The sequence below is a fragment of the Streptomyces sp. NPDC087845 genome, assembly GCF_044742755.1.
In the GTDB taxonomy this organism is placed as follows: Bacteria; Actinomycetota; Actinomycetes; order Streptomycetales; family Streptomycetaceae; genus Streptomyces.
The window spans coordinates 54,931-80,805 of sequence record NZ_JBIUVC010000005.1; the positions used below are offsets into that span (position 1 = coordinate 54,931).

Sequence of the window (25,875 nt, forward strand, 5' to 3'; positions counted from 1 at the left end):
GATCGTTCACTGGTTGCCGCAGGTCGACGCCGTGGTGGCGTCGAGCCAGGGAAGGTCGTGCCCCATGCGGTCGCGCTTGGTGCGCAGGTAGCGCAGATTGTGTTCGCCGGCCTGGACGGGCATCGGCTCGCGGCCGGTGACGGCCAGACCGTGCCGCAGGACCGCGGTCGTCTTGTCGGGGTTGTTGGTCATCAGCCTGAGGCTCCGGACGCCGAGGTCCTTGAGGATCTGGGCGCCCGCCGCGTAGTCCCGGGCGTCGGCGGGCAGGCCGAGCTCCAGGTTGGCGTCGAGGGTGTCGCTGCCGCGCTCCTGGAGTTCGTAGGCGCGCAGCTTGGACAGCAGGCCGATGCCCCGGCCCTCGTGGCCGCGCAGGTAGACGACGACGCCGCGGCCCTCCTCGGTGATCCGGCGCATGGAGGCGTGCAGCTGGGGCCCGCAGTCGCAGCGCTGGGACTGGAAGATGTCGCCGGTCAGGCACTCGGAGTGGATCCGCACCAGGGTGTCGTCGCCGTCCCCGATGTCGCCGTGGACGAGCGCGACGTGCTCGACGCCGTCGGCCGTGGAGCGGTAACCGTACGCGGTGAACGCGCCGAAGCTCGTCGGCAGCCGCACCTCGGCCTCGCGGCGGACGGTCGGCTCCGAGGTGCGGCGGTAGGCGATCAGGTCCTCGATGGAGATGATCGTGAGGCCGTGCTTGCGGGCGAACGGGACGAGCTGGGGCAGGCGCAGCATCACGCCGTCCTCGCCGGCGATCTCGACGATCGCCCCGGCGGGCCGCAGTCCGGCGAGCCGGGCGAGGTCGACGGCGGCCTCGGTGTGGCCGTTGCGGACCAGCACGCCGCCGGAGCGGGCGCGGAGCGGGAAGATGTGGCCGGGCCGTACGAAGTCGCCGGGGCCCGCCTCGCCGCCCGCCAGCAGCCGGAGCGTGGCGGCCCGGTCGGCGGCGGAGATGCCGGTGCTCACGCCGTGCGCCGCCGAGGCGTCGACGGAGACGGTGAACGCGGTGCGCATCGACTCGGTGTTGTGGGAGACCATCTGCGGCAGTTCGAGCCGCTCCAGCTCGTCGTTCTCCATGGGCGCGCAGATCAGGCCGCGGCACTCGCTCATCATGAACGCGACGATCTCGGGGGTCGCCTTCTCGGCCGCGACGACGAGGTCGCCCTCGTTCTCGCGGTCCTCGTCGTCGACGACCACCACGGGCCGTCCGGCGGCGATGTCGCGGATCGCCTGCTCCACGGGGTCGAGCGCGAGGTCCTCGACGGCGTCCTCGTGTTCCCGGTGCAACCAGGTGGGCTGGGCAGTCATGCCGTGGCTCCTTCCAGAGCGGGTGTCCGCGAACGCAGCCACCAGTCGCGCATGCCCCACAGGACGAGGGCGCCGTACACGACGTAGATGAGACCGGAGAAGGCGAGGCCGCTGTGGAAGTTCAGCGGCACGCCGACCAGGTCGACGAGGAGCCAGGCGAACCAGAACTCGACCATGCCGCGGGCCTGGGCGAACATCGCGACGAGCGTGCCGGCGAATATGTACGCGTCCGCCCACGGGCTCCAGGAGAGCGAAGGGAACGCGGTGAACAGGCCGCCGACCGCGAGGGTGCCGAGTGCGGCGCCGCCCAGCAGGCAGCCGCGCTCGCGCCAGGTGGCGAACCGTACGGCGATGGAGCCGTCCTGGGCCCGCTGCCTGCCCCGGGTCCACTGCTGCCAGCCCCAGACGGCCACGGCGATGACCACGAGCTGCTTGCCCACGCTGCCGGCCTGGTGCACGGAGACATTGGCGGCGACCAGGACGACGCCGGACAGGAGCTGGGCGGGCCAGGTCCAGATGGAGCGGAGCCAGCCCAGCGTCAGCGCGATCAGACCGACCGTGTTGCCGATCATGTCGGACCAGATGATGTGCTGCCCGAAAGCGCTGAACGCCTCCGAGTTCAGCCAGTTCAGCGCGGTCACTTCGCCGGCTCCCCGGGCTCCCGCGCGGTGTCGCCGAGCAGCCGCTCGACATACTTCGCGATGACGTCCACCTCCAGGTTGACCGGGTCGCCGGGCTCCTTGATGCCGAGCGTGGTCAGGGCGAGGGTGGTGGGGATGAGGCTGATGGTGAAGTAGTCGGGTCCGGCGTCCACGACGGTCAGGCTGACGCCGTCGACGGTGATCGACCCCTTCTCCACCACGTAGCGGGTCAGGTCCGCGGGGAGGGAGATCTTCACGACCTCCCAGTTCTCGGAGATCTTGCGCTCGACGATGCGGCCGGTTCCGTCGACATGGCCCTGGACGATGTGGCCGCCCAGCCTGCCGCCGACCGCCATGGGCCGTTCCAGGTTGACCCGGGAGCCGGTCTCCAGGGCGCCGAGGCTGGACCGGTTCAGGGTCTCGGCCATCACATCGGCGGTGAACTCGCCGTCGCCGAGGTCGACGACGGTGAGGCAGACGCCGTTGACGGCGATGGAGTCGCCGTGCTTCGCGCCTTCGGTGACCACGGGACCGCGCAGGCGGAAGCGGGAGGCGTCGCCGAGTTCCTCGACGGCGGTGACTTCACCCAGTTCTTCGACAATTCCGGTGAACACTCAGTTTCCCTTCCGGGCAGGGCCGGGGACGGCGGTGATGCGCAGATCGGGGCCGATACGGACGGTCTCGGTCACATCGAGGCGCAACGCCTCGGCGATGGTGGAGATTCCGGCGTCGGCGAGGGCCACGGGGCCGGCGCCGAGGAGCACGGGGGCGAGATAGCCGACGACCTTGTCGACCGTTCCCGCGGCGACGAAGGCCCCGGCCAGGGTCGGGCCGCCTTCGAGGAGTACGGAGCGAATGCCCCGCCCGTACAGGGCGGTGAGCAGGGCGGGGATGTCCAGGCCGGGGCCGGTGGCGGCGCGCGGCAGCCTGAGGACGGCCCCTTCGGGGAGGTGGCGGGCGTCGGCGTCCTCGGCGACGGCGACCAGGGTGGGCGCGGTGCCGTCGAGGACGCGGGCGCCCGGACGTACGGCGGTGGCGCCGGTGTCCACGACCACCCGCAGGGGCTGTACGGCGCCGTCGGCGCCCCGTACACCGAGCTGCGGGTCGTCGGTGCGGGCTGTGCCGGAGCCGACCACGACGGCGTCGGCCTCGGCGCGCAGGCGGTGGACGTCGGCGCGGGACTCGGCAGAGGTGATCCAGCGGCTGGTGGCGTCGGCGGCCGCGATCCGGCCGTCGAGCGTCGCCGCGTACTTCCACAGGACGTACGGGCGGCCGAGGCGCACCGAGGTCAGCCAGGCCGCGTTGCCCGCCCCGGCCTCGTCCGCGAGAAGCCCCTGCTCGGCCTTGATCCCGGCCGCGCGCAGGGTGTCCGCACCGCCGGTGGCCTGCGGGTTCGGGTCGCCGACCGCGTAGACGACCCGGGCGACCCCGGCCTCGATCAGCGCCTGGGCACAGGGACCTGTGCGGCCGGTGTGGTTGCAGGGTTCGAGGGTGACGTAGGCGGTGCCGCCCCGGGCCCGGTCGCCCGCGGCGCGCAGGGCGTGTATCTCGGCGTGCGGTCCGCCGGCGCGCTGGTGGAAGCCTTCGCCGGCCCGATGGCCCGCGGCGTCGAGGACGACGCAGCCGACGACCGGGTTGGGGCTGGTGGAGCCGAGACCGCGGGCGGCGAGCGCGATCGCTCGGCGCATGGCGGTGATGTCGGCTGCGGTGTCCACCGGGTCCTCCTGCCTCTTAGGGCACGGACTCCGGGGCCTGTCGACGACGACAGATGAAGCGGGAACGCGACAGGGGAACGCCGAATGCCGGAATGCACGGATGGGATCGGTTGCCCGAAGACCATCCGCCGACGGCGGCGTACCCGTGAAACGGCCCGCCGCGCACTGCCTCCCATCCGGACTTTAACCGTCGGTCCAGGAATTTCACCTGGTCAACCGGCCGCTGGCTGCGGACGGGTCGCGGACTATAACCGCCGGTTCGGAATTGCACCGACCCCGGAGTGCGCTGCTACTGGTACACGGTCAGTGTGCCATGCCCGCCGAGAGGCCATATGAGTGAGTGTGTGTGGAGTGGCTCACAGCGGCCGGCAGTGGCAGGCGGGTGGACTCCGGCGGCTTCCACTCGATGGCGACCAAGGCCGACGGGTCGGTGAATCGGGCGGGCATCGACACCTTCGCCGACTCGGCCGTCGCCTTCGTCAAGAAGTACGGATTCAGCGGCGTCGACATCGACTGCGCGCACCCGACGGCCATGAGGGCCGGCCGCCCGGACAGGGGCGGTCCGGAGACCGGGGCGCTTCCCGATCCGCCCCGCGCCCGTCTGCGGGCGACCGGACCGGGACGGCCCCCGCCGTCCGTACGGCCGCCGGGCAGCGGCGCGGAGACCCCTTGAGCCCCGAACGGGCCGCGGGCACGGCGGCGCCCGAGGAACGTCTCGCCGCGCGGTTCAGCCGGCCGGAGTGAACAACTCGTCCTGAGCCGCTTCCCGGGCCGCCAGCAGCGCGCCGCGGAGCACCGCGACGCCGCCCAGCCGCCCCGCCCTGACCTCGGTGCGCAGCGGAGACATCCCGGCGAGCCGTTCCTCGACCCGCGCCGCGAGCGCGTCGCCGCCCGCGTGACCGACCTCGCCCGCGAGCAGCACACAGCCCGGGTCGAGGACCGAGGCGATGGCGGCGGCGCCGAGCGCGAGACGTTCGGCGAGGGCGTCCAGGAACGCCTCGCTGTCCCCCTCCCCCGCCAGCGCGGCCCGTACGGCGACCGCGGCACCCGGCTCCTTGTCCCCCTCGGCCGCTCCCGGGGGCACGTGGATCCCGTGGGCGGCGGCCAGTTCGCAGACCGGCGCGGAGCCTGCCAGCGAGTGGAACCCGCCGTCGCAGTTGACGGCCGACGGAGTGCCGGTGGTGCCGGGCACCGGCAGGAAGCCGATCTCGCCCGCGCCGCCCGAGGCCCCGCGGCGGAGCTTCCCGTCCAGCATGACGGCGGCACCGACGCCGTGGCCGAGCCAGAAGAAGACGAAGGTGTCGCGGTCGCGGGCCGCGCCGATGCGGTGCTCGGCGACGGCGGCGAGATTGGTCTCGTTCTCGACCAGCACGGTGGCGGGCAGCCGCTGCTGGAGCACCCGGACCAGCCGCCGGTGCCAGGCGGGCAGCCCGGTGGTGTCGCGCAGCTCGCCGGTGACCGGGTCGATCAGCCCGGGTGCGCCGATGCCGACGCTGTGCAGCGGGGCGGCGCCCGCCTCGCGCGCGGTGCGTTCCAGCAGTGCCGCGGCCTGCTCGGCGGCGGCCTCGGTCCCGGTGTCGCTGCCGATGGGCAGGGTGGCCTCGGCCAGCGTGGCGCCCAGGAGATCGGCGACGACCACGTCGACGCTGCCGGTGCGTACGTCGAGCGCGGCGAGATGGGCGCGGTCGGCGGCGATCCCGTACAGCCGGGCGTTGGGGCCGCGGCGCTCGGCGCCCGCCTCACCGACCACCCGGACCAGGCCGGCCCCCTGGAGCCGTTCGACGAGGTCGGCGACGGTGGGGCGGGAGAGTCCGGTCAGGGTCTTCAACTGCGTGGCCGTCAACGGGCCGTCCTGCTGGAGCAGTCGCAGGGCGAGCCGGTCGTTGATGGCCCGAGCGGTGCTCGGTGATGCGGGCATGCCGGGATCCTTCCAGATCGCTGCCGCACGGGACGGAGGGGCGAGCCTGAGCAAACGCACTATTTATCAGGCAGGGTTCCTGATAGTTTACGGCCCGCAGCGTGGAGACGGACGCCGGGGTCGCCGGCGGCAGAGGATTCCCAAGGGAGGGCACGGCGGTATGACAACGGATTCCACCGAGGCGGTCTTCGGCATGGAGCAGGTGAGACGGGCCAGGTTCGCCGTCGCCGCGGTCTTCACCGTGCACGGCGCGGTGACCGGCAGCTTCGCCACCCGGGTGCCCTGGATCCAGGACCACGCCGGGATCAGCGCCGGGCAGCTCGGACTGGCCCTCGCCTTCCCCGCGATCGGCGCCTCGCTCGCGATGCCGCTGGCCGGCGCGATCAGCCATCGCTTCGGCGCCAGGACCACGCTGCGCGGACTGCTGGCCCTGTGGACGCTGGCGCTGGTCCTGCCGGCGATGGCGCCCAACCTGCTGACGCTGTGCGCGGCGCTCTTCGCGTACGGGGCGTCGGCCGGCATGTCGGACGTGGCGATGAACGCCCTCGGCGTGGAGGTGGAGAACCGCCTCGACAAGTCGATCATGTCCGGGCTGCACGGCATGTGGAGCGTGGGCGCCCTGATCGGTTCGGCGGCCGGCACGGTGGCCGCGCATCTGGGCACGGACGCCCGGCTGCACCACTGCGTCGCCGCCCTCGCCCTCACCGCACTGGGCCTGCTCGCCTGCCGGGGCGTACTGGACCTGCGCAGCGAACCGGACGAGGAGCCGCCGCCGCGCTTCACGCTGCCGCCGAAGTCGGCGCTGATCATCGGCGCGGTGGGCTTCTGCGCGGTGTTCGCGGAGGGGGCCAGCCTGGACTGGTCGGCGGTCTATCTGCGGGACATCATGGACACCTCCGCGGGGCTCGCCGCGGCGTCCACGACGGCGTTCGCGCTCACCATGGCGGTGGCCCGGATCGTCGGCGACAAGGTCGTCGACCGCTTCGGTGCGGTCAGGACGGTACGGGTGGGCGGCGTCCTCGCGACGGTGGGCGGGCTGCTCGTGGTCGCGTCGCCGAGCGCGGCACCGGCCATGTGCGGTTTCGCGCTCCTCGGTCTCGGCGTCGCCGTGGTCGTGCCGCTCGCCTTCGCGGCGGCCGGGCGCAGCGGCCCGAACCCGAGTCAGGCGATCGCGGGCGTCGCCACCATCACGTACACCTCCGGGCTCATCGCCCCGTCCGCGATCGGCTCACTGGCCGAGGCGACGTCGCTGGTGGTGTCGTTCGGCCTGGTGACGGTGCTGGCGTTCGGCCTGGTGCTGGGGGCCGGGGTGCTGCGGGCGGGCGACCGCAGGGCCGTGCCGTCCTCGGACACCGGTGCTCCGAGTGCGGCGGCGGCCGAGCCGCGCCCCTGAGCCGCCGGCCCGGCGGGGCGCGGGCCTCCGCCCGTACAGCGGACCGCGCTTCCGCGTCCACGGCCCGACCGCGGGCGCACCGCGATCCGGCATTACCATGGCGCTGATCATTTTTCGCGGTGTGCACCATGCCGGGCGAGGCACTGGACTCCGCACCTACACACTAGGGAGCGACCATGGGCCTCGGCGTGCGCTGGACCTTGCACGGCGACGGGAAGACTCCCGCACCGGGGGCCGTGGTCCGGCCGGACGAACGGCTTTCATGGCCTCGTACGTTCGGGCTCGGCGCCCAGCACGTGGTCGCGATGTTCGGCGCGTCGTTCGTCGCTCCGGTGCTCATGGGTCTGGACCCGAACCTGGCGATCATGATGTCGGGTGTCGCGACGGCCATCTTCCTGCTGGCCACGCGCGGCCAGGTACCCAGTTACCTCGGCTGTTCGCTCTCCTTCGTCGGGGTCGCCGCGACGATCCGGGCGAGCGGCGGCTCCAGCGCCGTGGTCACCGGTGCGGTCTTCGCCGTCGGTGTGGTGCTCTTCCTCGCCGGTCTCGCGGTGCAGCGGTTCGGCGCGCGGATCATCCACGCGGCGATGCCGCCGGTGGTCACCGGCGCCGTCGTCATGCTGATCGGCTTCAACCTGGCCCCGGTGACCGCGTCGACGTACTGGCCGCAGGATCAGTGGACGGCGCTGCTGGTGATGCTGTTCACCGGATTGGCCGTGGTGTGCCTGCGGGGATTCTTCTCACGTATCGCGATCTTCCTGGGTCTGGTCTTCGGGTACGTGCTGTCCTGGGTCCTCGACCGGGTCTTCGGGAAGATCCACTCCCCGGCGGGCGGCGCCGGGGCCGTCGACCACTGGCGGCTCGATCTGTCGGGTGTCGCCAAGGCCGACTGGATCGGCCTCCCGTCCTTCCACGCGCCGAGCTTCGAGTGGTCGGCGATCCTGGTCGCCCTGCCGGTGGTCATCGCGCTGATCGCCGAGAACGCCGGACATGTGAAGGCCGTCGGCGAGATGACCGGCGCCTCGCTGGACGACAAGCTGGGCACGGCGATCGCCGCCGACGGTGCCGCCTCGATGCTGTCGACCGCGGTGGGCGGCCCGCCGAACACCACGTACTCGGAGAACATCGGCGTCATGGCCGCGACCCGTGTCTACTCCACCGCCGCGTACTGGGCCGCCGCCTGCTTCGCTCTGCTCTTCGGGCTCTGCCCCAAGTTCGGCGCGGTCGTCGCCGCCATCCCCGGGGGCGTGCTCGGCGGCATCACCGTCATCCTGTACGGCATGATCGGCCTCCTCGGCGCCCAGATCTGGCTGCACGCCGGGGTCGATCTGCGCAACCCGCTGAACCTGGTCCCGGCCGCCGCGGGCATCATCATCGGCGTCGGCGGGGTCAGTCTGAAGATCTCCGACAACTTCGAGCTGAGCGGGATCGCGCTCGGCACCATCGTGGTGATCACCGGCTACCACGTGCTGCGGGCCTTCGCCCCCGCCCACCTCAAGACCCAGGAGCCCCTGCTGGACTCGGGGACGTCCGCGTACGACGAACAGCACCCGGACGACAGGCCGTAGTACCGCGCCCCTGCGCCGGTCGGCAGATCTGCCCCGGCGCCGCGGCCCCGCCGGGTGACGGCGTCCTCGCCGCGCCGGTGGCCGCCGTACGGGAGAAGCGTCCGTCGGCGGGACCACTCCGCGACCGGCCGCGGAAGCCGGGCCGGGCGCGGGTCTCACGCGGTGGACAGGACGCGGTGCAGGACCTCCGCGAGGGCGGTGCGCGAGGAGCCGGAAGCGCACCAGGCGACATGCCCGTCGGGGCGTACGAGGACGGCGTCGTCCGACTCCGCGCCGCCGCAGTGTCGGGCCCACTGCCCGGGGACGGCTTCGCGCTGCGTGCCGGTGTCGAGCGGGCGGACGACGACCGGGATTCCCGTCCCGCGGACGATGTCGGCCTGCTGACGCCATGCCGGGCTGTCGGTCCTCGTGAGGAGCGTGAAGCCGGGGCCGATGAGGTCGAGGGTGGAGGTGACTCCCGGCGGCCCGCCGGCCAGGCCCACGTGGGGCGCACGCCGCCCGGGGGCGCAGCCCGGGTGGCAGCCCGTGGGGTCCAGTGCCTCGTGGCCGGCCGTTCCGGTAGGGGGGACGACGGCGGTGGAACGGTAGTCGGCGGTCAGCAGGAGTTCGTCGTCGATGCGGTAGCCCGCGCGGCTGCGGGCGTTGTCGGTGGAGATGCCGAGGACCCGGCGGGCGACCGGCCGCCGTTCGGCCTCGTAGCTGTCGAGCAGGGCGTCGGCGGCGTACCCGGCGACGACGGCTGCGAGCTTCCAGGCGAGGTTGTCCGCGTCGCCGATGCCGGTGTTCATTCCGTGCCCGCCCGTCGGCGGGATCGCGTGAGCCGCGTCGCCCGCGAGAAGGACGCGCGAGCTGCGGTAGGCGGCGGCGAGCCGGGCGTCCATCCGCCAGGTCATCGTGTCGCGCACGGTCACGTCCAGGTCCGGGAGGCCTGCCGCTGTGCGGATGAGACCGGCCAGGTGTCCGTGGTCGGAGAGGCCCTGCGGCTGATCCGTCTCCGGATCCAGCGGGTACTGGTAGATCCAGTGCCGGTCGTTGTCGACGGCCATGAAGCCGCCGCGTCCCGGCACCGTGAGGAAGTACGAGGCGCTCGCACGGTCGGCCACGACATCGCCCAGGGGCGCCTCGAAGCGGACGCTGAGGTACCGGCCCAGACCGGTGGGGCCTTCCATCGCGATTCCCGCCCCGGCGCGTACCGTACTGGCGGCGCCGTCACAGCCGATGGCCCAGTCCGCGCGCACGGGGTGCCGGGTCCCGGTGGCGGTGTCCTCGACGACGGCTTCCACACCGCGGCCGTCGTCGTCCAGGGACACCAGCCGCGTGCCGAACCGGATCCGCGAGCCGGCCAGATCCTCGGCGCGCCGCAGCAGGATGGGTTCCAGGACGTCCTGGGAGCAGATCAGACCCGGTGACGGGGTGTGCTCCTCCCCGCTGTCGGGAGACCCGTGCGCCGGCTCGGTACGGACGAAATCCGGATCCACGAGGTCGCGCCCGCGGTAGAAGAAGACCTGGGACGCGGGGAGACCGGCCTCCCGGACGGCAGCCTCCAGGCCCATCCGCCGGAAGATCTCCATGGAACGGGCCGACAGGCCGCGCGCCTTCGGATGACGGGAGGTCTTCGGGCGGGCCTCGACCAGCAGGTGGTCGACCCCGTATCCGGACAGCAGGGCCGACAGGGTCAGGCCGACCGGGCCGCCCCCGGCAATCAGTACGGACACTTTCGAAGGAACAGACATGACCCTCCCCATGCGCATGACCCGCCAGTCAAGTAACGACTAATTCTCAATTTGACGTTACCATGGGGTGGGGAAGGACGGCGCGAACCAATAAGGAGACGCGATGAGCGGCAGCAGCCTCGGTGACGGCAATCCACGTGGTCTGTATTTCCTGACCGACCTGGTCAACACGGTCCAGGACGGCGGCCCGGCGAACGCGGCCGATCTCCGAGCCGTGGTGGAACGCCACGGCGGACCGCCGATCGCACTGACCGACACCACCGCGCGGGAACTGCGCGACGCGGCCGTCTCCCTCATCCGGATCCTGGACCTGGACGACGAGGACCGGGCGGCCGACGCCATCAACACCCTGCTCGACCGGTACCCCGCCCGGCCGCGGCTGGCCCGCCTGCCCGAACGCCCCTGGTCACTCCACGCCCAGGCGCCCCACGACGCGGAACCCGCCCACTGGCTCCTGTCCACGGCCGCCCTCGCCCTCGCGCTCTGGCTCGGCGAACGCGGCTACTGCGCCTGGGGCCGATGCGCGGCACCGGGATGCCACCGCTACTTCATCGACACCGGCCGCCGCTCACCGCAGCGCTACTGCACGCCCCGCTGCGGCACCCGCGTACGCGTCGCCGCACACCGCGCCCAGCGCGACCAGTGAGCCGATTGGGGCCGCCGACGCCACGGCACCCGCCCCGGCACACGGGGCGCGGCCGCTCCCCCGCCCCGATGCCTCCGGCCGGCCGGTGCCGTGGCGGGGGCGCCGGCCCACGGCGCGGTTCGCGCCGGAACGCGCGGACCCGCCCGCCCCCGGCCCTTCTAGAAGCAGTCGCCGTACCAGTGCACCGCGCCGGGCGCCGTGACCGTGGCCCGGACGGTTTCGGCGGTGGCGTGCAGCGGGCGCGCCATGCCCACGTGCTCCTCGACCGACCGGGGGTCCGCCAGCAGGGCCGGCAGGGCCGCCCGGACCCCGGGGCCGTCGGGGATCCGGACCCGGGCCCGGCTCAGCCCCGCCTCCCGGCCCTGTTCACCGACGGCGGCGAACAGTTCGCCCAGGCACTCGGGCGCGCCCGCGAACTCCCGCACCTCCACGTACTCCCCCGCGTGCTGGGCCACGATCCAGCCGAGGAGAGCCCCCGACGCGGGGTCCTCCGCCACGAGCGACCGCGCGACCGGGCCGTACCAGGCGGGTACCCGCACCGCCCAGTCCTCGGGTGCCCGCAGCGAACTGAGTGCCCTGTTCGCGTTGTACGCGTGGTGCAGGGCGACCACCTCCGCACCGTCCTGAGCGGTGGCCGCACGGACCCGGAACGCCCCGGGGGCGGCCCGGGTCGCCAGGGTCCCCTCGGTGTACGTGCTGCCGAACTCCTGCCATCCCGAGCCCCGGTAGACGCCGGGCGTGCCGGTGAACAGCAGGGACCAGGCGCACTGTTCGGCCCTCATGGTGCGCTCCGCCTCCACCAGCAGCCGTCGCACCAGGCCCTGGCCCCGGGCCTCGGGGCGGGTGGCCACGCTACCGATGCCGCCGACCCGCTGCGGGGTGCCGTGCGCGTCGCGGATCAGCCGGGGTACGTAGACGACGACCGCGTCGATCCCGCCTCCGGGACCGTTCTGCGCGACGAACGTGTGCCGGTGCCGGTCCGGGTCGAGGGCGTGCAGGGCGGCGATGTGCGGGGCGTCGAAGCACCGTTGCCACAGGGCGGCCAGGGCCGGATCGTCGGCCGCGGTCGCGGTCCGCAGGACGGCGGTCACAGGGTCAGGTTCCCGTCCGTGCGGACCGAGTCGCCGTTCGCGGGCATCGCGGCGCGCTTCGTACCGTCCTCCACGCACGCCGTGTGCAGGACCGAGTCCAGGGCCTCCGGGGCGAGATGGAGCGTGCCGCCGGTGAAGCGGCTGCCGGTCGCCGCGTAGTGGTTCGTGCCGTCGGTGATGCGCACATGGGCGGTGTCCGGTCCGGAGGCGGCGCTGCTGAGCGCGGTGATGTCCCAGGTCACCTTCCCCGGGCCGGCCGCCCGGCCGAGCAGCGCCTTGGCCTTGTTGCTGCCGGTGAGGCGGGCCCCGCCGGTGACGGTGAGCCGCTGGTCGCGCACGGCGCTGAGTTCGATGCCGGTGTTGTCGTAACTGCCGCCGTCGATCCGCAGATCGGCCGATCCGACCGAGAGCGGGGCGGCGTTCTCGGCGCCGGTGACGGTGCAGTCGGTGAAGTGGACGGGCCCCGCACCGCGCAGGATCGCGCCGTCGACACCCTTGAAGGTGCAGCGTATGAAGTGGACGGGAGCGGTGACCGGCGTCTGGACGAGGACGGCACCCGCGGGCAGCTCGAAGGAGCAGTCGCTGATGGTGGTCGGCCGGGTGGAACGGGCGGAGCGCTGGGCGACCGCGAAGGTCTTGGCGGTGCAGCCGCGGACCTGGGCGCCGTCGGCGTTGACGGTGAGGGTGCCGGCCTGGTCGAAGGTGGGGCGCGCGATCACCGTGATGTCTTCGAGGGTCAGATCGGTGATCTTGGTGTTGGCGGTGAACCAGGAGCAGACGTGTCTGCGTACGGTGATCCGCTTGGCGGAAATGCCCCACTGCGCACCGGAGTTGGCGATGTCCATCAGCCCGGAGTTGCCGTCGAAGAGCAGGTCGTGCTCGTACTGCCCGTGGGTCGTGAAGGGGTTGCCGCCCGCGTCGTCGCCGTCGCCGTGGCAGTTCACGACGGTGCAGTAGGCGGAGGCGGTGAGGTCGTTGAGGTGGCGGACGTTGCTGGTCGTGCAGTCCGCGACCCGTCCGTACAGGCAGTAGATCTGCTGGGTGAGGTAGCCCGCACCGCCGTACTCGACGGTGGGCGGGTTCTTCAGGCTGCACTCCTCGGTGCGGAACCGGGTGCACCAGCGGCGCATGATGACCGGCCAGAAGGATCCGGTGGCGTGGATCCCGGAGACGTCGCAACCGACGGCGTACTCGAAGCTGACGGGGTGGGAGCCGGTGTACTCGTCGGGCCCCGCGCCCTCGAAGGCGATGTTGCGGATGTGGGTGTTGCGGACCGGCTCGACGCGGGTCCAGGTGAGGGTGCGGCCCGCGGCGAGTTCCCAGCCGTTGAGGTAGCCGATCCGGATGTGGTCCACGTCGATGATCTCGGTGATCTCGACCAGCTTCTGCAGCTCGCGTTCGTCACCGCCGCCGCCCGCGACCGGGTCGACCTGCACGGCCCACCACTGGCCGACCTCGAACGCCTTGGCGTCGGGGACCGGGAAGGTGTCGGTGAGTTCGATGACCTTGCCGGAGAGTGCGTGCTTGACGGTGGTGTCGGTGACGGTGCCGCGGAAGGAGAGGACGGCGCCGAAGGGGTTGTCGTGGGTGTTCTTCTCGATGCCTTCGGTGCGCATGCGGTGGCCGCCGAAGTCGAGTTCGATGTGGGAGCGGTCGAAGAGGTGGCGTTTGGTGAAGAGGAGGTCGGTGTGGGCTTCGATGCGGTGGACGCTCCGGTCGGCGATCATCGCGTCGAGGGCGGCGTCGGCGGGGGTCTTGGCGTCGAAGTGTCCGAAGGCGCGGAAGTCGAGGGTTCCGGTGTGGAGCTGGAGCCAGCGGCCGGTCTTGGTGCCTTCGGGGGCGAGGACCGTTCCGCCGTTGTGTGCGGCGGTGGACTTCGGGTCCCAGCGCACGGCCATCGCGCCGCCGTCGCCGGGGGTGTGGTAGCCGGCGATCAGGACCTGGGTGCCGTGGTCGAGCGGCTTGGTGTTCAGCTTGCGCAGCTCGGCGACGGTGTCGACACGCAGCACGTCGCCCGCGTGCGCGGGTGCGGCCTGTGCCGAGCCGGTGGCCACGGCCGAACCGGCCATGACCAGGCCGGCCAGTCCCGAAGCCCGCAGCAGAGCACGACGGGACGAAGCGGAGGAAGAGGCTGAGGAGGCTGGGGACGATGCATGGACGGACATGGCGGAGGTGCTCCTCGCGGTGTCGATGCGTGCTCGATGAGGACCGACTGCCGGTCGGTCGCGGTCAGATCGTTTTGCGGTACGGCGGCATGAAGCGCATACGCGGCATCTGGTCGGCCAGCACTCCCCCGTCGACGACGATGCGTGCCCCGGTGAGGTACGCCCCGGCGTCCGAGGCGAGCAGCAGCAGTGCGCCCACGCACTCGTCGGGCTGTGCGTACCGGCCGAGCGGGATGCGCTCGCGGTACGCGGATTCGAAGGCCTCCCGGTCGAAGGGGAATTCACCGTCGATGGGTGTCTCGACCATGCCGGGAGCGAGGGTGTTGGCGGTGATGCCGTGCGGGGCGAGTTCGACTGCCAGGGTCTCGGTGAGCAGTTGGGCAGCGGCCTTGGAGGCGTTGTAGTGGGCCAGGCCCGCCTCCGCCACCAGGGCGTTCTTCGATGTGATGGTGATGATGCGGCCGGCGACGGAGTCCGCCGTCATGTGCTCGGCGATGCGCTGGCTGAGGAAGAAGACGGCGTCGACGTTGACCCGCATGATGTGCGACCAGCTCGCGGGGGTGATCTCGTTGAAGCGCTCCAGCGCCGCCGTTCCCGCGTTGTTGACCAGGATGTGCAGCGGTCCGGCCTCGGCGCGCACGGCGTCGACGAAGCCGGGCAGCGCGTCGATGTCCGCGAGGTCCTGTCCGTAGGTGCGGACCCGGCGGCCGAGCGCCTCGACGGCCGCCGCGGTCTCGGCGACGCCGTCGGCGCCGGGCAGGTCGACGAGGACCAGATCGGCGCCCGCTTCGGCGAGTCCGACGGCGAAGGACCGGCCGAGGCCCCTGGCGGCTCCGGTCACGACCGCGGTGCGGCCGGTCAGGTCGAAGCGTTCGGTTCCGCGGGGCGGGACGGCTGCGGTCATGGCGGGGGTTCCTCCAGGCGGAGAGGTACGGAGAAGGGTGCGGCGGGTCGGGCCCTGATGCGCCGGAGAAGTCCGGGCCGCCGCGCAGGGACACTGGGGTGGGAGCGCGGCGGCCCGGCTGCCGGCCGGCGCCCTCGGACAGGGGGTTGACCCGGGCGCGGGCCGGCAGGTTCGTGGGGAACGGCCCGGTCAGCCGTTCAGGCCCAGCAGGTCCAGCGACGGGCGGTGGATGATCTCCTCCACCGCGTCCGCGTCGAGCGGCGGCAGTCCGGGGATGCCGGGGATGCGGGCGATCTCCCGCAGCCCCTTCACCGAGTCGTCGACCGTCGTGAACGGGTAGTCGCTGCCGAACATCAGCTTGTCGAAGACCCCGTAGTCCTGGACGAGCCGGAGGCTGTGCCAGAGCTGGAAGGGCCGGTAGTGCAGGGCGCTGATGTCCGCGTACACATGCGGGTGCTTGCGGATGACCGCGATGCACTCGCCCTCGAAGGGGTGGCCGAGGTGGGCGAGGACCATCCGCAGTTCCGGGTGGCGGATGGCGACCGCGTCCAGGTGGCGGGGCATCGCCCACTCCAGCGGCGCCTTCGACACGAAGGTCGTCCCGGTGTGCACGAGGAGCGGGAGGCCGTGCCGTTCGGCGTAGCCGTACAGCTCGTCGTACTCCTCGGCGGCCGGGTCGAAGCCCGCGTACATCGGCATCAGTTTGATGCCGCGCAGGCCCAGTTCCTGGTGGCCGTAGCGGAGTTCGTCCTGCCAGCCGGGCTGGGTGGGGTCGAGGGAGAGGTAGCCGATCAGCCGGTCGGGGTGCTGTCCGACGTACGAGGCGACGGCCGCGTCGTCGACCCAGAGCCCGCTGCGCCGGGCCTTGCCCCCGACGACGATCGTGCGGGTGCCCTCGGGTGCGGTGGCGGCGTACTCCTCCCACTTCACCGTGAGGTCGACCTCGCCCGCGTGGGCGCGGGCGGAGTCGGACTTGAACGGGTCGGTGAAGTCGTGGCTGTGCCGGAAGAGGTGCGAGTGGACGTCGACGATCATGTCCGGTTCCGCTTCTCCCAGCCGTCCGCGAACATGTTCCAGAAGCGGTGGCTGGGCGGGTGCTCCTCGAAGACCTCGTCGACGAGCTCGACGCCCAGACCCGGGGCGGTCGGCAGGCCGATGCGGCCGTCGACGATCGGGAGGGTGCCCTTGAGCGCGTCGAAGACGTAGTCCTCCAGGAGTCCGTCGAAGGTTTCGAGGATCTTGAAGTTGGGGATGCCGAGCGTCGCGTGCACCGAGACGGTGGTGCAGAGCGGCGAGTTGGAGTTGTGCGGGGCCACGAGCATGCCGTGGGTGTCGGCGATCGCGGCGAGTTTCCTGACCTCGGTGAAGCCGCCGGCCATCGAGAGGTCGGGCTGGATGATGTCGACCGCGTTGGTGGCGAAGAGCTGCTTGTACTCGTAGCGGTTGTGGAAGTGCTCACCGCCGGAGATCGGGAACGCGGCGCGCTGCCGCAGTTCCGCGTACCGCTCGATGTGGGTCCAGGGCATCGGCTCCTCGAACCAGCCGATGTCGAAGGGCTCCAGCTCGCGCACCAGCCGGGCCGCGGTCGGCATGGCGAATCGCGCGTGGCCCTCGATGAAGAGATCCACATCCGGTCCGATGGCCTCGCGGACGGCGGCCACGAGGTCGACGGAGCGGCGCAGTTCGGCGCGCTCCAGCTCGTGCAGGCCGGGGCCGAAGGGGTCGAACTTGAGGGCGGTGAAGCCCTTCGCCACGGTCTCCTTCGCCTTGGCGGCGAAGGTCTCGGGCTCGCGTTCGCCGGTGTACCAGCCGTTGGCGTACACGCGCACGTCGTCCCGGCAGGCACCGCCGGTCAGCCGGTACGCGGGAACGCCGAGCGCCTTGCCCATCAGGTCGTACATCGCCTGGTCGAGGCCGGACAGGACGATGCCGCCCATGTCTCCGCCGCGCAGGAAGTCGCCCTGGTAGACGCGGAGCCAGAGCTCCTCGATGTCGAAGGGGTCGGCGCCGATGAGGTGCCGCTGGGCCAGCGCCTCGGTGAGCGCGCAGACCTCGCGGACCCGGTAGGGGTGGGTGATCTCGCCGATGCCGGAGAGGCCCTCGTCGGTGTGGACCCGGACGTAGCCGAAGTCGCGCCACGAGGTGCCGAGCATCAGCGTCTCGACCCGGGTGATCCGTCCGGCGGGGCCCGCCGGGCGGGTGCGGTTGACGGTAAGCATCAGCGGGTCGCTCCACCCATGGTCGAGGTGTTCTCCAGGTCACGGGCGCCGCCGTCGGCGAGGACCGCCGTGACGGCGGCCTCGGTGCCCTCGATCAGGCGGTCCACGTCGGCGTCGGTGTGGGCGTAGCTGATGTGGCTGCGCTTGAGGTTGAGCGGCAGCTCGAACAGGCCGTGGTCCAGGAGCCTGCGGCGGTAGCCGACGAAGAGCGAGGCGTCGTTGTTCAGCAGGTCCGCGTAGGTGCGGGGGGCCTCGCCCGGCATGAAGTAGCTGACGAAGACGGAGCCGTAGCCGGTGACGACGGCGGGGATGCCGAGGCGCTCGTACAGCCCGGTCAGCTCGGTACGGACACGCTCGCCGAGCCGGAAGACGTGCTCGTGGACCGGCTCCTCGCGGAGCTTGCGCAGAGTGGCGAGGGCGGCGGCGACGACGGACGGGTGGCCGTTGTACGTACCGGCGAAGAAGGCGGGGGCGCCGGGGCGGGTGGAGAAGAGGTCCATCAGGTCGGCGCGGCCGCCGATCGCGCCGACGGGGGCGCCGTTGGCGATGGCCTTGCCGAGGGTGGTGAGGTCGGGGGTGACGCCCGAGATCTTCTGCCAGCCGCCGATGTCGTGGCGGAAGCCGGTGATGACCTCGTCGAAGATCAGGACGCTGCCGGCCTTGGTGGTCTCCTCCCGCAGGGTGGTGAGGAACTCCTGGTACGGCAGGAGCGCGCCCACGTTGTGCGGGACGGGTTCGACGATGACGGCGGCGATGTCGGAGCCGTGCTCGGCGAAGGTGCGGCGGACGGCCTCGCTGTCGTTGAAGGGCAGGACGAGGGTGGCTTCGAGGACCTCGGGCAGGATGCCGGTGGAGATCGGGTCGTGGCCGCCGACCTTTTCCGGGGCGGAGATGACATTGAGGCTGACCGCGTCGTGCCAGCCGTGGTAGCAGCCCTGGAACTTGACGACCAGGCGGCGGCCGGTGGCGGCGCGGGAGACGCGCAGCGCGTGGAACGTGGCCTCGCTGCCGGTGCTGGTGAGCAGCACCTTCTCGATCGACGGGATGAGCTCGGTGAGCTGTTCGGCGAGGAGGACCTCGCCCTCGGTGACACCGACGCCCATGTGGCCGAGGGTGGCACCGGCCTCGGCGGTGGCGCGGGCGACGTCGGGGTCGTTGTGGCCGAGCAGCGGCGGGCCGAACGCCGAGTGGAAGTCGGTGTACTCGCGTCCGTCGGCGGTACGGAACCGTGCGCCGTCGGTCCCGGTGACGACCAGGTCGGTCAGTCCGGGAACGCTGCGCTGACCGCTGTTCACGCCGCCGGGTACGACCTGGCGGGCGCGCTCGGCGAGTCGGGCTCCGGATTCGTTGCCTACCGGGCCTGAACTCATATCGCTTGCTCCTTGCGTCGAGAGTCGTCGGTTTTCGCAGGCCCTGCCCGGCCTGTGAGTCCCTGGCGCCATCCGCCCGGCAGTCGCCGCAGGAAGAGGGTGATCCGTGGTGCTTGGGTGGTGCGTTTCGCTTTTTCTGAACGCTGTTCTGTAGAGCAGAACAGTGCCTGGATATTACGTGCGCCATCAGGGTCGGTCAACCCCTTTCGGGACGCAATAAGGCCGGTTCTCAGGCTTTCTTGGCGGAGAAAGCACCTTCCGACCTCCCGAGAGGCACTAGGCTGTTCTGCTATGACGAACAGTGCTGCCCCAGAAGAACCGAAGTACTGGGTCAAGAGCGTGGCCAGGGCAGCGGACATCCTCGAAGCGCTCGCCGCCCCCGCGCAGGGGAACGGCCTGAGTGTCACGGAGGTCGGCCAGGCCTGCTCCATCTCCAAGAGCGCCGCCTTCGGCATGCTCCAGACCCTGCGCGCCTACGGCCTCGTCTCGGACGACGGCGAGGGCATGAACCGCCGCTACCGGCTCGGCATGAGCCTGGCCCGGCTCGGCGACCGGGCCCGCTCCCAGGTGTCCCTGCGCGGAGTGGCCCACCCCGTCCTGAGCGAGCTCACCCGGACCACCGGCATGGCGTCCAGACTCGCCGTGCCCGAGGACGGCCACGCGGTCGTCGTGGACCAGGTCGAGCTCGACCAGCGCGTCCGGCTCGATCTGCGGATGGGCCAGCGCGAGCTGCCGCACTGCACGGGCCTGGGCAAGGCGCTGCTGTCCGCGGTGCCGCCGAGCGAGGCCGCCGCGGTCGTCGAACGGTTCGGGCTGCCCCGGCGCACGTCCCGCACGATCACCGACCCGGCCACCTTCCTGTCGCATCTGCGCGACATCGCCCGGGTCGGCTACGCCCTGGACGACGAGGAGGACGCCGAGGGCATCATCTGCATCGGCGCGCCGGTCTTCGACGACCGCGCGGTGTGCGCCGGAGCGGTCTCCATCACCGGCCTCAAACTCGGTCTGCCGGCCTGGCGCTACCAGGAGCTGGGCGGCCAGGTACGGGACGCGGCCCGGCGGATCAGCCTCTCGCTGGGCTGGGTCGACGACACCGAGGACACCGCACCCGACACCGACACCTCGCATTCCGACGGATTCGGGTCTTGACCAATCGGCTCAACCCACCGTAGGTTCCCTGCCAACCTCAGTGACACTCGCACGTCACCGGCGATTTACCCCTTCCGGTCCCCTTCCGACGCCTGCCCATCGCGTCGTGAACATCCGACGACCGGACCCTTTTCAGCCATCCGCCTATGGCAGTCCACCGCAGGAACGCTCCCTCTTTCTCGGCACTTCTCGGAAGGCGAAGTCCGCATGAGCGTTCCGCACCACCCCTCCTCCGCTTCGTCCCGTCGTGCTCTGCTGCGGGCTTCGGGACTGGCCGGCCTGGTCATGGCCGGTTCGGCCGTGGCCACCGGCTCGGCACAGGCCGCACCCGCGCACGCGGGCGACGTGCTGCGTGTCGACACCGTCGCCGAGCTGCGCAAGCTGAACACCAAGCCGCTCGACCACGGCACCCAGGTCCTGATCGCCGGCTACCACACCCCCGGCGACGGCGGCGCGATGGCCGTGCGCTGGGACCCGAAGTCCACCGCCGCACACAACGGCGGAACGGTCCTCGCCCCCGAAGGCACCAAGACCGGCCGCTGGCTCCAGCTCCACACCGGAACCCTCGACTTCCGCACCTTCGGACACTTCGACGCCAAGACCCCCGCCGACGCCGCCCTCGACGCGATGATCGCCGACCGGAGCGTCCACCGCATCGAAGCCCACACCGACCTCCTCTTCACCAAACGCCACCTCTTCGACCGCTCCCACATCGAACTCGACTTCGGCGGCCACCGCATGCGCACCGAAGGCATCGAGAAGAACACCCACGACAACCCCTTCGGCGCCGTCCTCTCCTTCCGCGGCACCGTCACCGACACCACCGTCAAGCACACGCTGAGCGCGGCGATGCCGGATCTCTCGGACCTCTTCGAGGTCGGCGACTCCGCGAAGTTCTCCGTCGGCCAGTGGTGGGCCGTGGAGATCAACGCCCTGTCGGGGCAGTACGAGAAGGAGATCCAGCGTCTCGTCCAGGTCACCGATGTCGTCGACTCGACGCACATCCGGGTCAACTACCAGACCGGCTGGGACCTGGCCGCCGGCCGCACCCTCACCTGGACCCGCGTCGAGCCCGTCGACCGCGCCCACGTCCGCAACCTCGTCTTCGAGGGCTGGGGCGAGGACGAGATGACCGGCTCGCACCCGGTCGCGTACGAGTACGCGGTGCGCTGCGACGTCTCCGGGATCGAGGCCATCGGCACCTTCTGGCCGGTCGTGATGCGCCGCTGGTGCACGTACTACCGCACCGAGCAGTGCTCACTGACCAACCCCAAGTCCGTCACGTACGGCGGCGCGGGCTACCTCACCCAGCAGATCTACTGCCTGTACGGGCACGTCGAGGACTGCCACACCTCCAACGCCCGCCACCTCAACGACTTCACGGCCTCCGCCTACTGCTACGTCACCAACTGCCACGGCGACGGTGACGACGAGGGCCCGTTCGTGACGCACGGGCAGTTCGAGCACGACCTCGTCTACACCGGCAACTCCGGCCTGATGACGTTCGCCAACTCCGGTGCCGCCTGGGGCGGCAGGGCCAAGCGGATCACCGTCCGCCGGCACGCCTGCTCCTGGTTCGTGGCCCGCGTCAAGATCACCGATCTGACGCTGGAGGACGTCCTGGTCATCGGCAAGAAGTCCCTGGCCGGCTCCGGCATGCTCTGGGTCAACGCCGACGGTGTGCAGATGCGCGGTTGCACGGCCTCCGGTCCGCTGATCGTCTCGCGGGCCTCCGACCTCTCCGCCCGCCCCAATGTGATCGCCGACTCCTCGTTCGCCTTCGCGGCGGGCGCGGAGATAACCCAGGCCAATGTGACCGTCCCGCTCACCCTGCAGCGCAACACCCTGAAGGGCGTCGACGGCGCGGTCCTCAACGGCACCGGACCGCTCGTCCTGGACCAGTGCACCCTGACCGGCTCCAAGGACACCGCCCCGGTCTCGCTCGCGCACGCCGACATCACCGTCCTCGGCGGCGAACTCCGCGACACCGGCCTGAAGCTGACCTCGTCCAAGGACCAGCGCCTGCGCATCGACGGAACGCGGCTGACCGGAACCAACAAGGACGGCGCCCTGCTGGCCCGTACCGGCTCCGGACGGACCGTCGACTGGCAGCTGGCCGGCCTCGACTCGACCGCGCCCGAGGGCACCGCCCATGTGCTGGTCACCGAGGGCCCCAACCGCTACCGGGCCACCGGCTCCACCTTCGCCGGCGGCCGGCTCGAACTGCGGCCCGCGGCCTTCGGCGGCACCTCCAGCCATCTGCTGCACACCGGTTGTGTCGAGGACGGCACCGAGCGCACCGCGATGCCCGACGAGGGCGACCGCGTCGCCCACACCGCGGCCACGCTGCGCTTCTGACCACCCTGGGGACTCTCGTCCGGATCAGGCCGGGCTCGCGGGGTCTGGCACCCACGCTCTCCGGTCCGGCCTGATCCGAACGAACAGCCCCACCCCCCAATCCATCGAGTACCAGGGATTCCCGTGTCCACGCATACCCCGATCACCGGCCGGCCCGTACGGGTCGCGCTCGTCGGCGCCGGCAACCGCGGTCTGACGTACGCCGAGTGGATCAAGGCGCACCCCGAGCGCGCCGAGCTCGTCGCCGTCGCCGATCCGCGCCCCGCGGCGCGGGCCGCCGCCGGTGCGCCCGTCGAGTTCGACGACTGGCGGCCGCTCGTCGAGAACCGCATCGCCGACGCCGTCATCGTCGCCACCCAGGACCGCTTCCATGTGGAGCCGGTACTGGCCCTGGCCGAGGCCGGATACGCGATCCTCGCCGAGAAGCCCCTCGCCCCGACCGAGGACGAGACCCGGCGCATCGTCGAGGGCGTGGAGCGGGCCGGGGTCCTGTTCGCGGTGTGCCACGTCATGCGGTACACCCCGTACACCGACCTGGTGAAGGAGGTCGTGGACTCCGGCGTGCTCGGTCAGCTGGTCTCCCTCGACCATCTGGAGCCGGTCGGCTGGTGGCACTACGCCCACAGCTATGTGCGCGGGCCGTGGCGCAGCGAGAAGGACTCCTCCCCGATGCTGCTCGCCAAGTCCTGCCACGACCTGGACTGGATCACGTACGTCATGGGCGGCCGGATCGAACAGGTCACGAGTTTCGGCGGGCTGAAGCACTTCCGGCCGCAGAACGCTCCGGCCGGGTCCGCCGACCGCTGCCTCGACTGTGCGGTCGAGTCCGACTGCCCGTACAGCGCGCTGAAGCTGTACATGCCGACGCTGCGCGAGAAGGGCGCGGTCTGGCCGGTCACCCATGTCACCGAGGCGACCGACGAGGCCGGGCTGGTGCAGGCGCTGCGCGAGGGGCCGTACGGCGTCTGCGCGTACCGCAGCGACAACGACGTGGTCGACCACCAGGTGCTGGCGATGCAGCTGACGGACGGGGTGACCGCGACCTTCCAGATGGTCGCGTTCACCGAGCAGACGCATCGCCAGACCCGGATCTTCGGCTCGCACGGCTGGCTGATCGGTGACGGTGAACGGGTCACGGTGCAGGACTTCCGGACCGGCGAGTCCACCGTCCATGAACTCGGCGCGTCCGGTTCGAACGCGGCCGACGGGCACGGCGGCGGGGACGCCGCGCTCGTCGAGGCGTTCGTCGCCGCTGTCGCCACCGGTGACGCCGGGGCCGTCCGCTCCGGTCCCGCCACCTCGCTCGGCAGTCATCTCGCGGCGTTCGCCGCCGAACGTGCCCGGCACACCGGCACCGTCCAGACGGTCCCGGCCAAGTGACACCCCCTCTTCCCCGCCCCACCCTCACGTCCTCGGAGGACCACCTCATGTCCCGTCTTCTCACCCGCCGTTCCAGAGTCCGCGCCGTCGCCGCCCCCGTCCTGGCCACCGCGCTCGCCGCCGGTGTGCTGGCCGGCTGTTCCAGCAGCGGCGACGACAACACCGTCACCATGTGGACCTACCCGGTCATCTTCGACGAGGCCAAGAACAAGGCGTACTGGGACGGCCTGGTCAAGGCGTTCGAGAAGGAGCACTCGGGCGTCAAGGTGAAGGTGGAGACCTTCCCGTGGGCCAACCGCGACACCGCGCTGGCCACCGCGATCGCCTCCGGCAAGGGCCCGGACGCGGTCTACCTGATCCCGGACCAGCTGCCGAAGTACGCCAAGAGCATCGTCCCGGCCGACGACTACATGGCGGCCGACGCCAAGTCGGACTACACGGACTTCGCGCTGAAGTCCGTCACGATCGACGGCAAGGCGCTCGGCACCCCGGTCCTGACCAGCGCCAACCCGCTGATCTGCGACAAGCGGGTGTTCGCCGCGATCGGTGAGAAGAACTACCCGACGAGCTGGGCGGACCTGGAGGCACTGGCTCCGAAGCTGAAGGAGAAGGGCTACTACGCCACCACCTACTACGGCGACACCCAGCAGACCCTCAACATGACCTTCTACCCGCTGCTGTGGCAGGCCGGCGGCGACGTCTTCTCCGAGGACGGCAAGACCGTCACCTTCAACGACGCGGCGGGCGTCAAGGCCCTGACGTACCTGAAGAAGCTCGTCGACGGCGGCTACACCGACAAGGACCTGGTCACGACCACGCCCAAGCTGGAGCAGACCCCGACCGCCAAGGGCAAGGTGGCCTGCACCTGGCAGAACACCCCGACGGACGTCGAGCCGTTCTGGGGCAAGGAGAACATCGTCGTCCAGCCGCCGCTGAAGGACGTCAAGCCGGTCGGTTACGGCACGGTCGGCGCCCTGTCGATGCTGAAGGGCGCCGACAAGAAGAACACCGGCGACTGGCTGAACTTCGTCGCCGAGTCGAAGAACGCCGCCGGTCTGCAGAAGGCCGCGGGCTACTTCCCGGCCCGCAAGTCCGGTGGCGACCTGTACCCGGGCGACGCGCTGCAGACAGCGGTCGGCGCCACGCTGCCGAGCATGACCGTGGGCCCGCTCCAGGACAAGGCCCGTGAGGTCCAGGGCATGCTCGCGCCGGAGATCCAGGCGGCGCTGCTGGGCAAGAAGAGCCCGCAGGAGGCGCTGAACGCCGCGCAGAAGGCCGCGCAGGCGATGCTCGGCCGCTGATCACGCGCGGGGCCGGGGTCCGGCCGCACCCGGACCCCGGCCCCGCACCCTCCCCGGGGGCACCCTCCCCCGACCCCCCGCAATCCCCCGTACCGCAAGGAGATCCCCGTGGCAGTCGTCGCGGAACCCACCCGCCGCCGGGGCCGTCGCAGCGGGCCGCAGGCGCGCCGCGAGGCCCGGATCGGCCTGCTCTTCGTCCTTCCGTGTTTCCTGCTCTTCCTGGCCTTCCGGTTCGGTCCGGGTGTCGCCGGTGTGCTGATGAGCTTCACCGACTACTCCCTGACCGGCGGCGGCAGCTTCATCGGGCTGGACAACTTCACCCGCCTGTGGGACGACCCGCTGTTCTGGCAGGCGCTGAAGGTCACGGTCCTCTACACCGTGCTCGCCGTGCCGGGCACGCTCATCGCGTCGGTGTCCCTGGCGCTGATCACCCGCCGTGCGTTCCGCGGCGCCAAGTTCTTCCGTTCGGTGTTCTTCCTGCCGGTCGTCACCTCGCTGGTGCTGGCCGCCACCATCTTCGTCTGGATCTTCTCGACCGGCGGCCCGTGGTCCACGCTGATGAGCTGGTTCGGGATGTCCGAGGGCTCCTGGCTCTCCGACGACGTGCTGGTGCTGCCCGCGCTCGCGATCGTCGGCGTCTGGTCCCGCTTCGGGTACGGGATGCTCATCCTGCTGGCCCGGATGCAGGACATCCCGCGGGAGCTGGAGGAGGCGGCGCTCACCGACGGCGCCGGTCCCTGGCAGCGGTTCCGGTACATCGTGCTGCCGCAGCTCAGGCCCGCCCTGTTCTTCCTCGCCGTGATCGAGACGACGGCCTCCTTCCAGGTCTTCGACGCGGTCTACACGATGACCGGCGGCGGCCCCGCCAACGCCAGCTACACGCTCGTCTTCCAGCTCTACGACGCGGGCTTCAAGTACTTCGACCTGGGTTACGCCTCCGCCATCGGTGTCGCGCTCTTCGCGCTGACCGTGGTGGTCGCGGTGATCCAGCGGCTCGTGATCGGGAAGGACCAGTGACC

General features: G+C 71.5%; 20 protein-coding genes, 1 pseudogene and 1 riboswitch. Of the genes and pseudogenes, 9 read left to right on the top strand and 12 right to left on the bottom strand.

Annotation, left to right across the window (positions count from 1 at the left end; translation table 11 throughout):
* Nucleotides 1-6: 6 nt before the first annotated feature.
* Genes ACIOMQ_RS14725 through ribD form a run of 4 tightly spaced genes read right to left on the bottom strand, consistent with a single transcriptional unit; the run spans nt 7 to nt 3,661 of the window.
* Complete coding sequence (locus tag ACIOMQ_RS14725; protein ID WP_401938580.1) at nt 7-1,305, bottom strand: bifunctional 3,4-dihydroxy-2-butanone-4-phosphate synthase/GTP cyclohydrolase II; 1,299 nt, start codon at nt 1,303-1,305, stop codon at nt 7-9.
* Nucleotides 1,302-1,946 carry a nicotinamide riboside transporter PnuC gene (locus tag ACIOMQ_RS14730; RefSeq protein WP_401938583.1) on the bottom strand — a complete coding sequence of 215 codons (645 nt, stop codon included), beginning with the start codon at nt 1,944-1,946 and terminating at the stop codon, nt 1,302-1,304. Before ACIOMQ_RS14730 ends, ACIOMQ_RS14725 begins: the two co-directional genes overlap by 4 nt.
* Nucleotides 1,943-2,560, bottom strand: coding sequence for a riboflavin synthase (locus tag ACIOMQ_RS14735; RefSeq protein WP_362208996.1), 618 nt, complete (start codon nt 2,558-2,560; stop codon nt 1,943-1,945). Before ACIOMQ_RS14735 ends, ACIOMQ_RS14730 begins: the two co-directional genes overlap by 4 nt.
* Nucleotides 2,561-3,661, bottom strand: coding sequence for a bifunctional diaminohydroxyphosphoribosylaminopyrimidine deaminase/5-amino-6-(5-phosphoribosylamino)uracil reductase RibD (gene ribD / locus ACIOMQ_RS14740; protein ID WP_402189134.1), 1,101 nt, complete (start codon nt 3,659-3,661; stop codon nt 2,561-2,563).
* Between the two features lie 158 nt (nt 3,662-3,819).
* Nucleotides 3,820-3,950: riboswitch (FMN riboswitch) on the bottom strand.
* Nucleotides 3,951-4,031: 81 nt separating this feature from the next.
* Here ribD and ACIOMQ_RS14745 point away from each other — a divergent pair.
* Nucleotides 4,032-4,265: pseudogene (locus ACIOMQ_RS14745) on the top strand (hypothetical protein); the annotation flags it as partial.
* Between the two features lie 123 nt (nt 4,266-4,388).
* On the opposite strand, the gene ACIOMQ_RS14750 reads toward ACIOMQ_RS14745, so the two are convergent.
* Entirely contained in the window at nt 4,389-5,579 is a 1,191-nt protein-coding gene (locus ACIOMQ_RS14750; RefSeq protein ID WP_402189136.1) for an ROK family transcriptional regulator, read from the bottom strand.
* Nucleotides 5,580-5,739: 160 nt separating this feature from the next.
* Between ACIOMQ_RS14750 and ACIOMQ_RS14755 the strand changes: the two genes are divergently transcribed.
* Together ACIOMQ_RS14755 and ACIOMQ_RS14760 are read left to right on the top strand one after the other, a co-directional pair.
* The gene (locus tag ACIOMQ_RS14755; RefSeq protein ID WP_402189138.1) at nt 5,740-6,972 is read left to right on the top strand and encodes an MFS transporter; all 1,233 of its coding nucleotides are present in this window, start codon (nt 5,740-5,742) and stop codon (nt 6,970-6,972) included.
* Between the two features lie 176 nt (nt 6,973-7,148).
* Entirely contained in the window at nt 7,149-8,540 is a 1,392-nt protein-coding gene (locus ACIOMQ_RS14760; protein ID WP_362209008.1) for a solute carrier family 23 protein, read from the top strand.
* Nucleotides 8,541-8,695: 155 nt separating this feature from the next.
* Here the strand turns inward: ACIOMQ_RS14760 and ACIOMQ_RS14765 are convergent, their stop codons facing one another.
* A complete protein-coding gene (locus ACIOMQ_RS14765; protein WP_401270656.1) occupies nt 8,696-10,255 on the bottom strand; it encodes an FAD-dependent monooxygenase in 1,560 nt (519 codons plus the stop codon).
* 121 nt (nt 10,256-10,376) lie between these two features.
* On the opposite strand from ACIOMQ_RS14765, the gene ACIOMQ_RS14770 reads away from it, so the two are divergent.
* Nucleotides 10,377-10,919 carry a CGNR zinc finger domain-containing protein gene (locus ACIOMQ_RS14770; protein ID WP_402189141.1) on the top strand — a complete coding sequence of 181 codons (543 nt, stop codon included), beginning with the start codon at nt 10,377-10,379 and terminating at the stop codon, nt 10,917-10,919.
* Between the two features lie 158 nt (nt 10,920-11,077).
* On the opposite strand, the gene ACIOMQ_RS14775 is transcribed toward ACIOMQ_RS14770, so the two are convergent.
* The 6 genes from ACIOMQ_RS14775 to ACIOMQ_RS14800 form a co-directional block, all read right to left on the bottom strand.
* Complete coding sequence (locus ACIOMQ_RS14775; protein ID WP_401270651.1) at nt 11,078-12,010, bottom strand: GNAT family N-acetyltransferase; 933 nt, start codon at nt 12,008-12,010, stop codon at nt 11,078-11,080.
* A complete protein-coding gene (locus tag ACIOMQ_RS14780; RefSeq protein WP_402189143.1) occupies nt 12,007-14,175 on the bottom strand; it encodes a peptidase C14 in 2,169 nt (722 codons plus the stop codon). The genes ACIOMQ_RS14775 and ACIOMQ_RS14780 overlap by 4 nt, the downstream gene beginning before the upstream one ends.
* A 64-nt stretch (nt 14,176-14,239) precedes the next feature.
* Nucleotides 14,240-15,079 (bottom strand): SDR family NAD(P)-dependent oxidoreductase, encoded by an 840-nt coding sequence (locus ACIOMQ_RS14785; RefSeq protein ID WP_402189145.1) that lies wholly within the window; start codon nt 15,077-15,079, stop codon nt 14,240-14,242.
* Between the two features lie 189 nt (nt 15,080-15,268).
* On the bottom strand, nt 15,269-16,114 hold the full coding sequence (locus tag ACIOMQ_RS14790) for an amidohydrolase family protein (RefSeq protein ID WP_402189147.1): 846 nt from the start codon (nt 16,112-16,114) through the stop codon (nt 15,269-15,271).
* Nucleotides 16,111-17,298 carry a mandelate racemase/muconate lactonizing enzyme family protein gene (locus tag ACIOMQ_RS14795; protein WP_362212831.1) on the bottom strand — a complete coding sequence of 396 codons (1,188 nt, stop codon included), beginning with the start codon at nt 17,296-17,298 and terminating at the stop codon, nt 16,111-16,113. The genes ACIOMQ_RS14790 and ACIOMQ_RS14795 overlap by 4 nt, the downstream gene beginning before the upstream one ends.
* Nucleotides 17,298-18,668 carry an aspartate aminotransferase family protein gene (locus tag ACIOMQ_RS14800; protein WP_401989345.1) on the bottom strand — a complete coding sequence of 457 codons (1,371 nt, stop codon included), beginning with the start codon at nt 18,666-18,668 and terminating at the stop codon, nt 17,298-17,300. The genes ACIOMQ_RS14795 and ACIOMQ_RS14800 overlap by 1 nt, the downstream gene beginning before the upstream one ends.
* A 291-nt stretch (nt 18,669-18,959) precedes the next feature.
* On the opposite strand from ACIOMQ_RS14800, the gene ACIOMQ_RS14805 reads away from it, so the two are divergent.
* The 5 genes from ACIOMQ_RS14805 to ACIOMQ_RS14825 all read left to right on the top strand — a co-directional run bounded on the left by ACIOMQ_RS14805 (nt 18,960) and on the right by ACIOMQ_RS14825 (nt 25,873).
* Nucleotides 18,960-19,817, top strand: a complete 858-nt coding sequence (locus ACIOMQ_RS14805; protein WP_362212836.1) for an IclR family transcriptional regulator — start codon at nt 18,960-18,962, stop codon at nt 19,815-19,817.
* Nucleotides 19,818-20,024: 207 nt separating this feature from the next.
* Nucleotides 20,025-22,175, top strand: a complete 2,151-nt coding sequence (locus ACIOMQ_RS14810; RefSeq protein ID WP_401938603.1) for a peptidase C14 — start codon at nt 20,025-20,027, stop codon at nt 22,173-22,175.
* Between the two features lie 123 nt (nt 22,176-22,298).
* Nucleotides 22,299-23,555 (top strand): Gfo/Idh/MocA family oxidoreductase, encoded by a 1,257-nt coding sequence (locus tag ACIOMQ_RS14815; RefSeq protein ID WP_362205779.1) that lies wholly within the window; start codon nt 22,299-22,301, stop codon nt 23,553-23,555.
* A gap of 47 nt (nt 23,556-23,602) precedes the next feature.
* Nucleotides 23,603-24,856 carry an ABC transporter substrate-binding protein gene (locus tag ACIOMQ_RS14820; RefSeq protein WP_402189149.1) on the top strand — a complete coding sequence of 418 codons (1,254 nt, stop codon included), beginning with the start codon at nt 23,603-23,605 and terminating at the stop codon, nt 24,854-24,856.
* Between the two features lie 108 nt (nt 24,857-24,964).
* A complete protein-coding gene (locus tag ACIOMQ_RS14825; RefSeq protein WP_362205773.1) occupies nt 24,965-25,873 on the top strand; it encodes a sugar ABC transporter permease in 909 nt (302 codons plus the stop codon).
* Nucleotides 25,874-25,875 lie beyond the last annotated feature (2 nt).

What these genes read in the sequence shown, in the direction of transcription:
- ACIOMQ_RS14725 (WP_401938580.1), bottom strand. Translation starts at nt 1,305, where the DNA reads ATGACTGCCCAGCCCACCTGGTTGCACCGGGAACACGAGGACGCCGTC.
- ACIOMQ_RS14750 (WP_402189136.1), bottom strand. Translation starts at nt 5,579, where the DNA reads ATGCCCGCATCACCGAGCACCGCTCGGGCCATCAACGACCGGCTCGCC.
- ACIOMQ_RS14755 (WP_402189138.1), top strand. Translation starts at nt 5,740, where the DNA reads ATGACAACGGATTCCACCGAGGCGGTCTTCGGCATGGAGCAGGTGAGA.
- ACIOMQ_RS14760 (WP_362209008.1), top strand. Translation starts at nt 7,149, where the DNA reads ATGGGCCTCGGCGTGCGCTGGACCTTGCACGGCGACGGGAAGACTCCC.
- ACIOMQ_RS14770 (WP_402189141.1), top strand. Translation starts at nt 10,377, where the DNA reads ATGAGCGGCAGCAGCCTCGGTGACGGCAATCCACGTGGTCTGTATTTC.
- ACIOMQ_RS14780 (WP_402189143.1), bottom strand. Translation starts at nt 14,175, where the DNA reads ATGTCCGTCCATGCATCGTCCCCAGCCTCCTCAGCCTCTTCCTCCGCT.
- ACIOMQ_RS14785 (WP_402189145.1), bottom strand. Translation starts at nt 15,079, where the DNA reads ATGACCGCAGCCGTCCCGCCCCGCGGAACCGAACGCTTCGACCTGACC.
- ACIOMQ_RS14790 (WP_402189147.1), bottom strand. Translation starts at nt 16,114, where the DNA reads ATGATCGTCGACGTCCACTCGCACCTCTTCCGGCACAGCCACGACTTC.
- ACIOMQ_RS14795 (WP_362212831.1), bottom strand. Translation starts at nt 17,298, where the DNA reads ATGCTTACCGTCAACCGCACCCGCCCGGCGGGCCCCGCCGGACGGATC.
- ACIOMQ_RS14800 (WP_401989345.1), bottom strand. Translation starts at nt 18,668, where the DNA reads ATGAGTTCAGGCCCGGTAGGCAACGAATCCGGAGCCCGACTCGCCGAG.
- ACIOMQ_RS14805 (WP_362212836.1), top strand. Translation starts at nt 18,960, where the DNA reads ATGACGAACAGTGCTGCCCCAGAAGAACCGAAGTACTGGGTCAAGAGC.
- ACIOMQ_RS14810 (WP_401938603.1), top strand. Translation starts at nt 20,025, where the DNA reads ATGAGCGTTCCGCACCACCCCTCCTCCGCTTCGTCCCGTCGTGCTCTG.
- ACIOMQ_RS14820 (WP_402189149.1), top strand. Translation starts at nt 23,603, where the DNA reads ATGTCCCGTCTTCTCACCCGCCGTTCCAGAGTCCGCGCCGTCGCCGCC.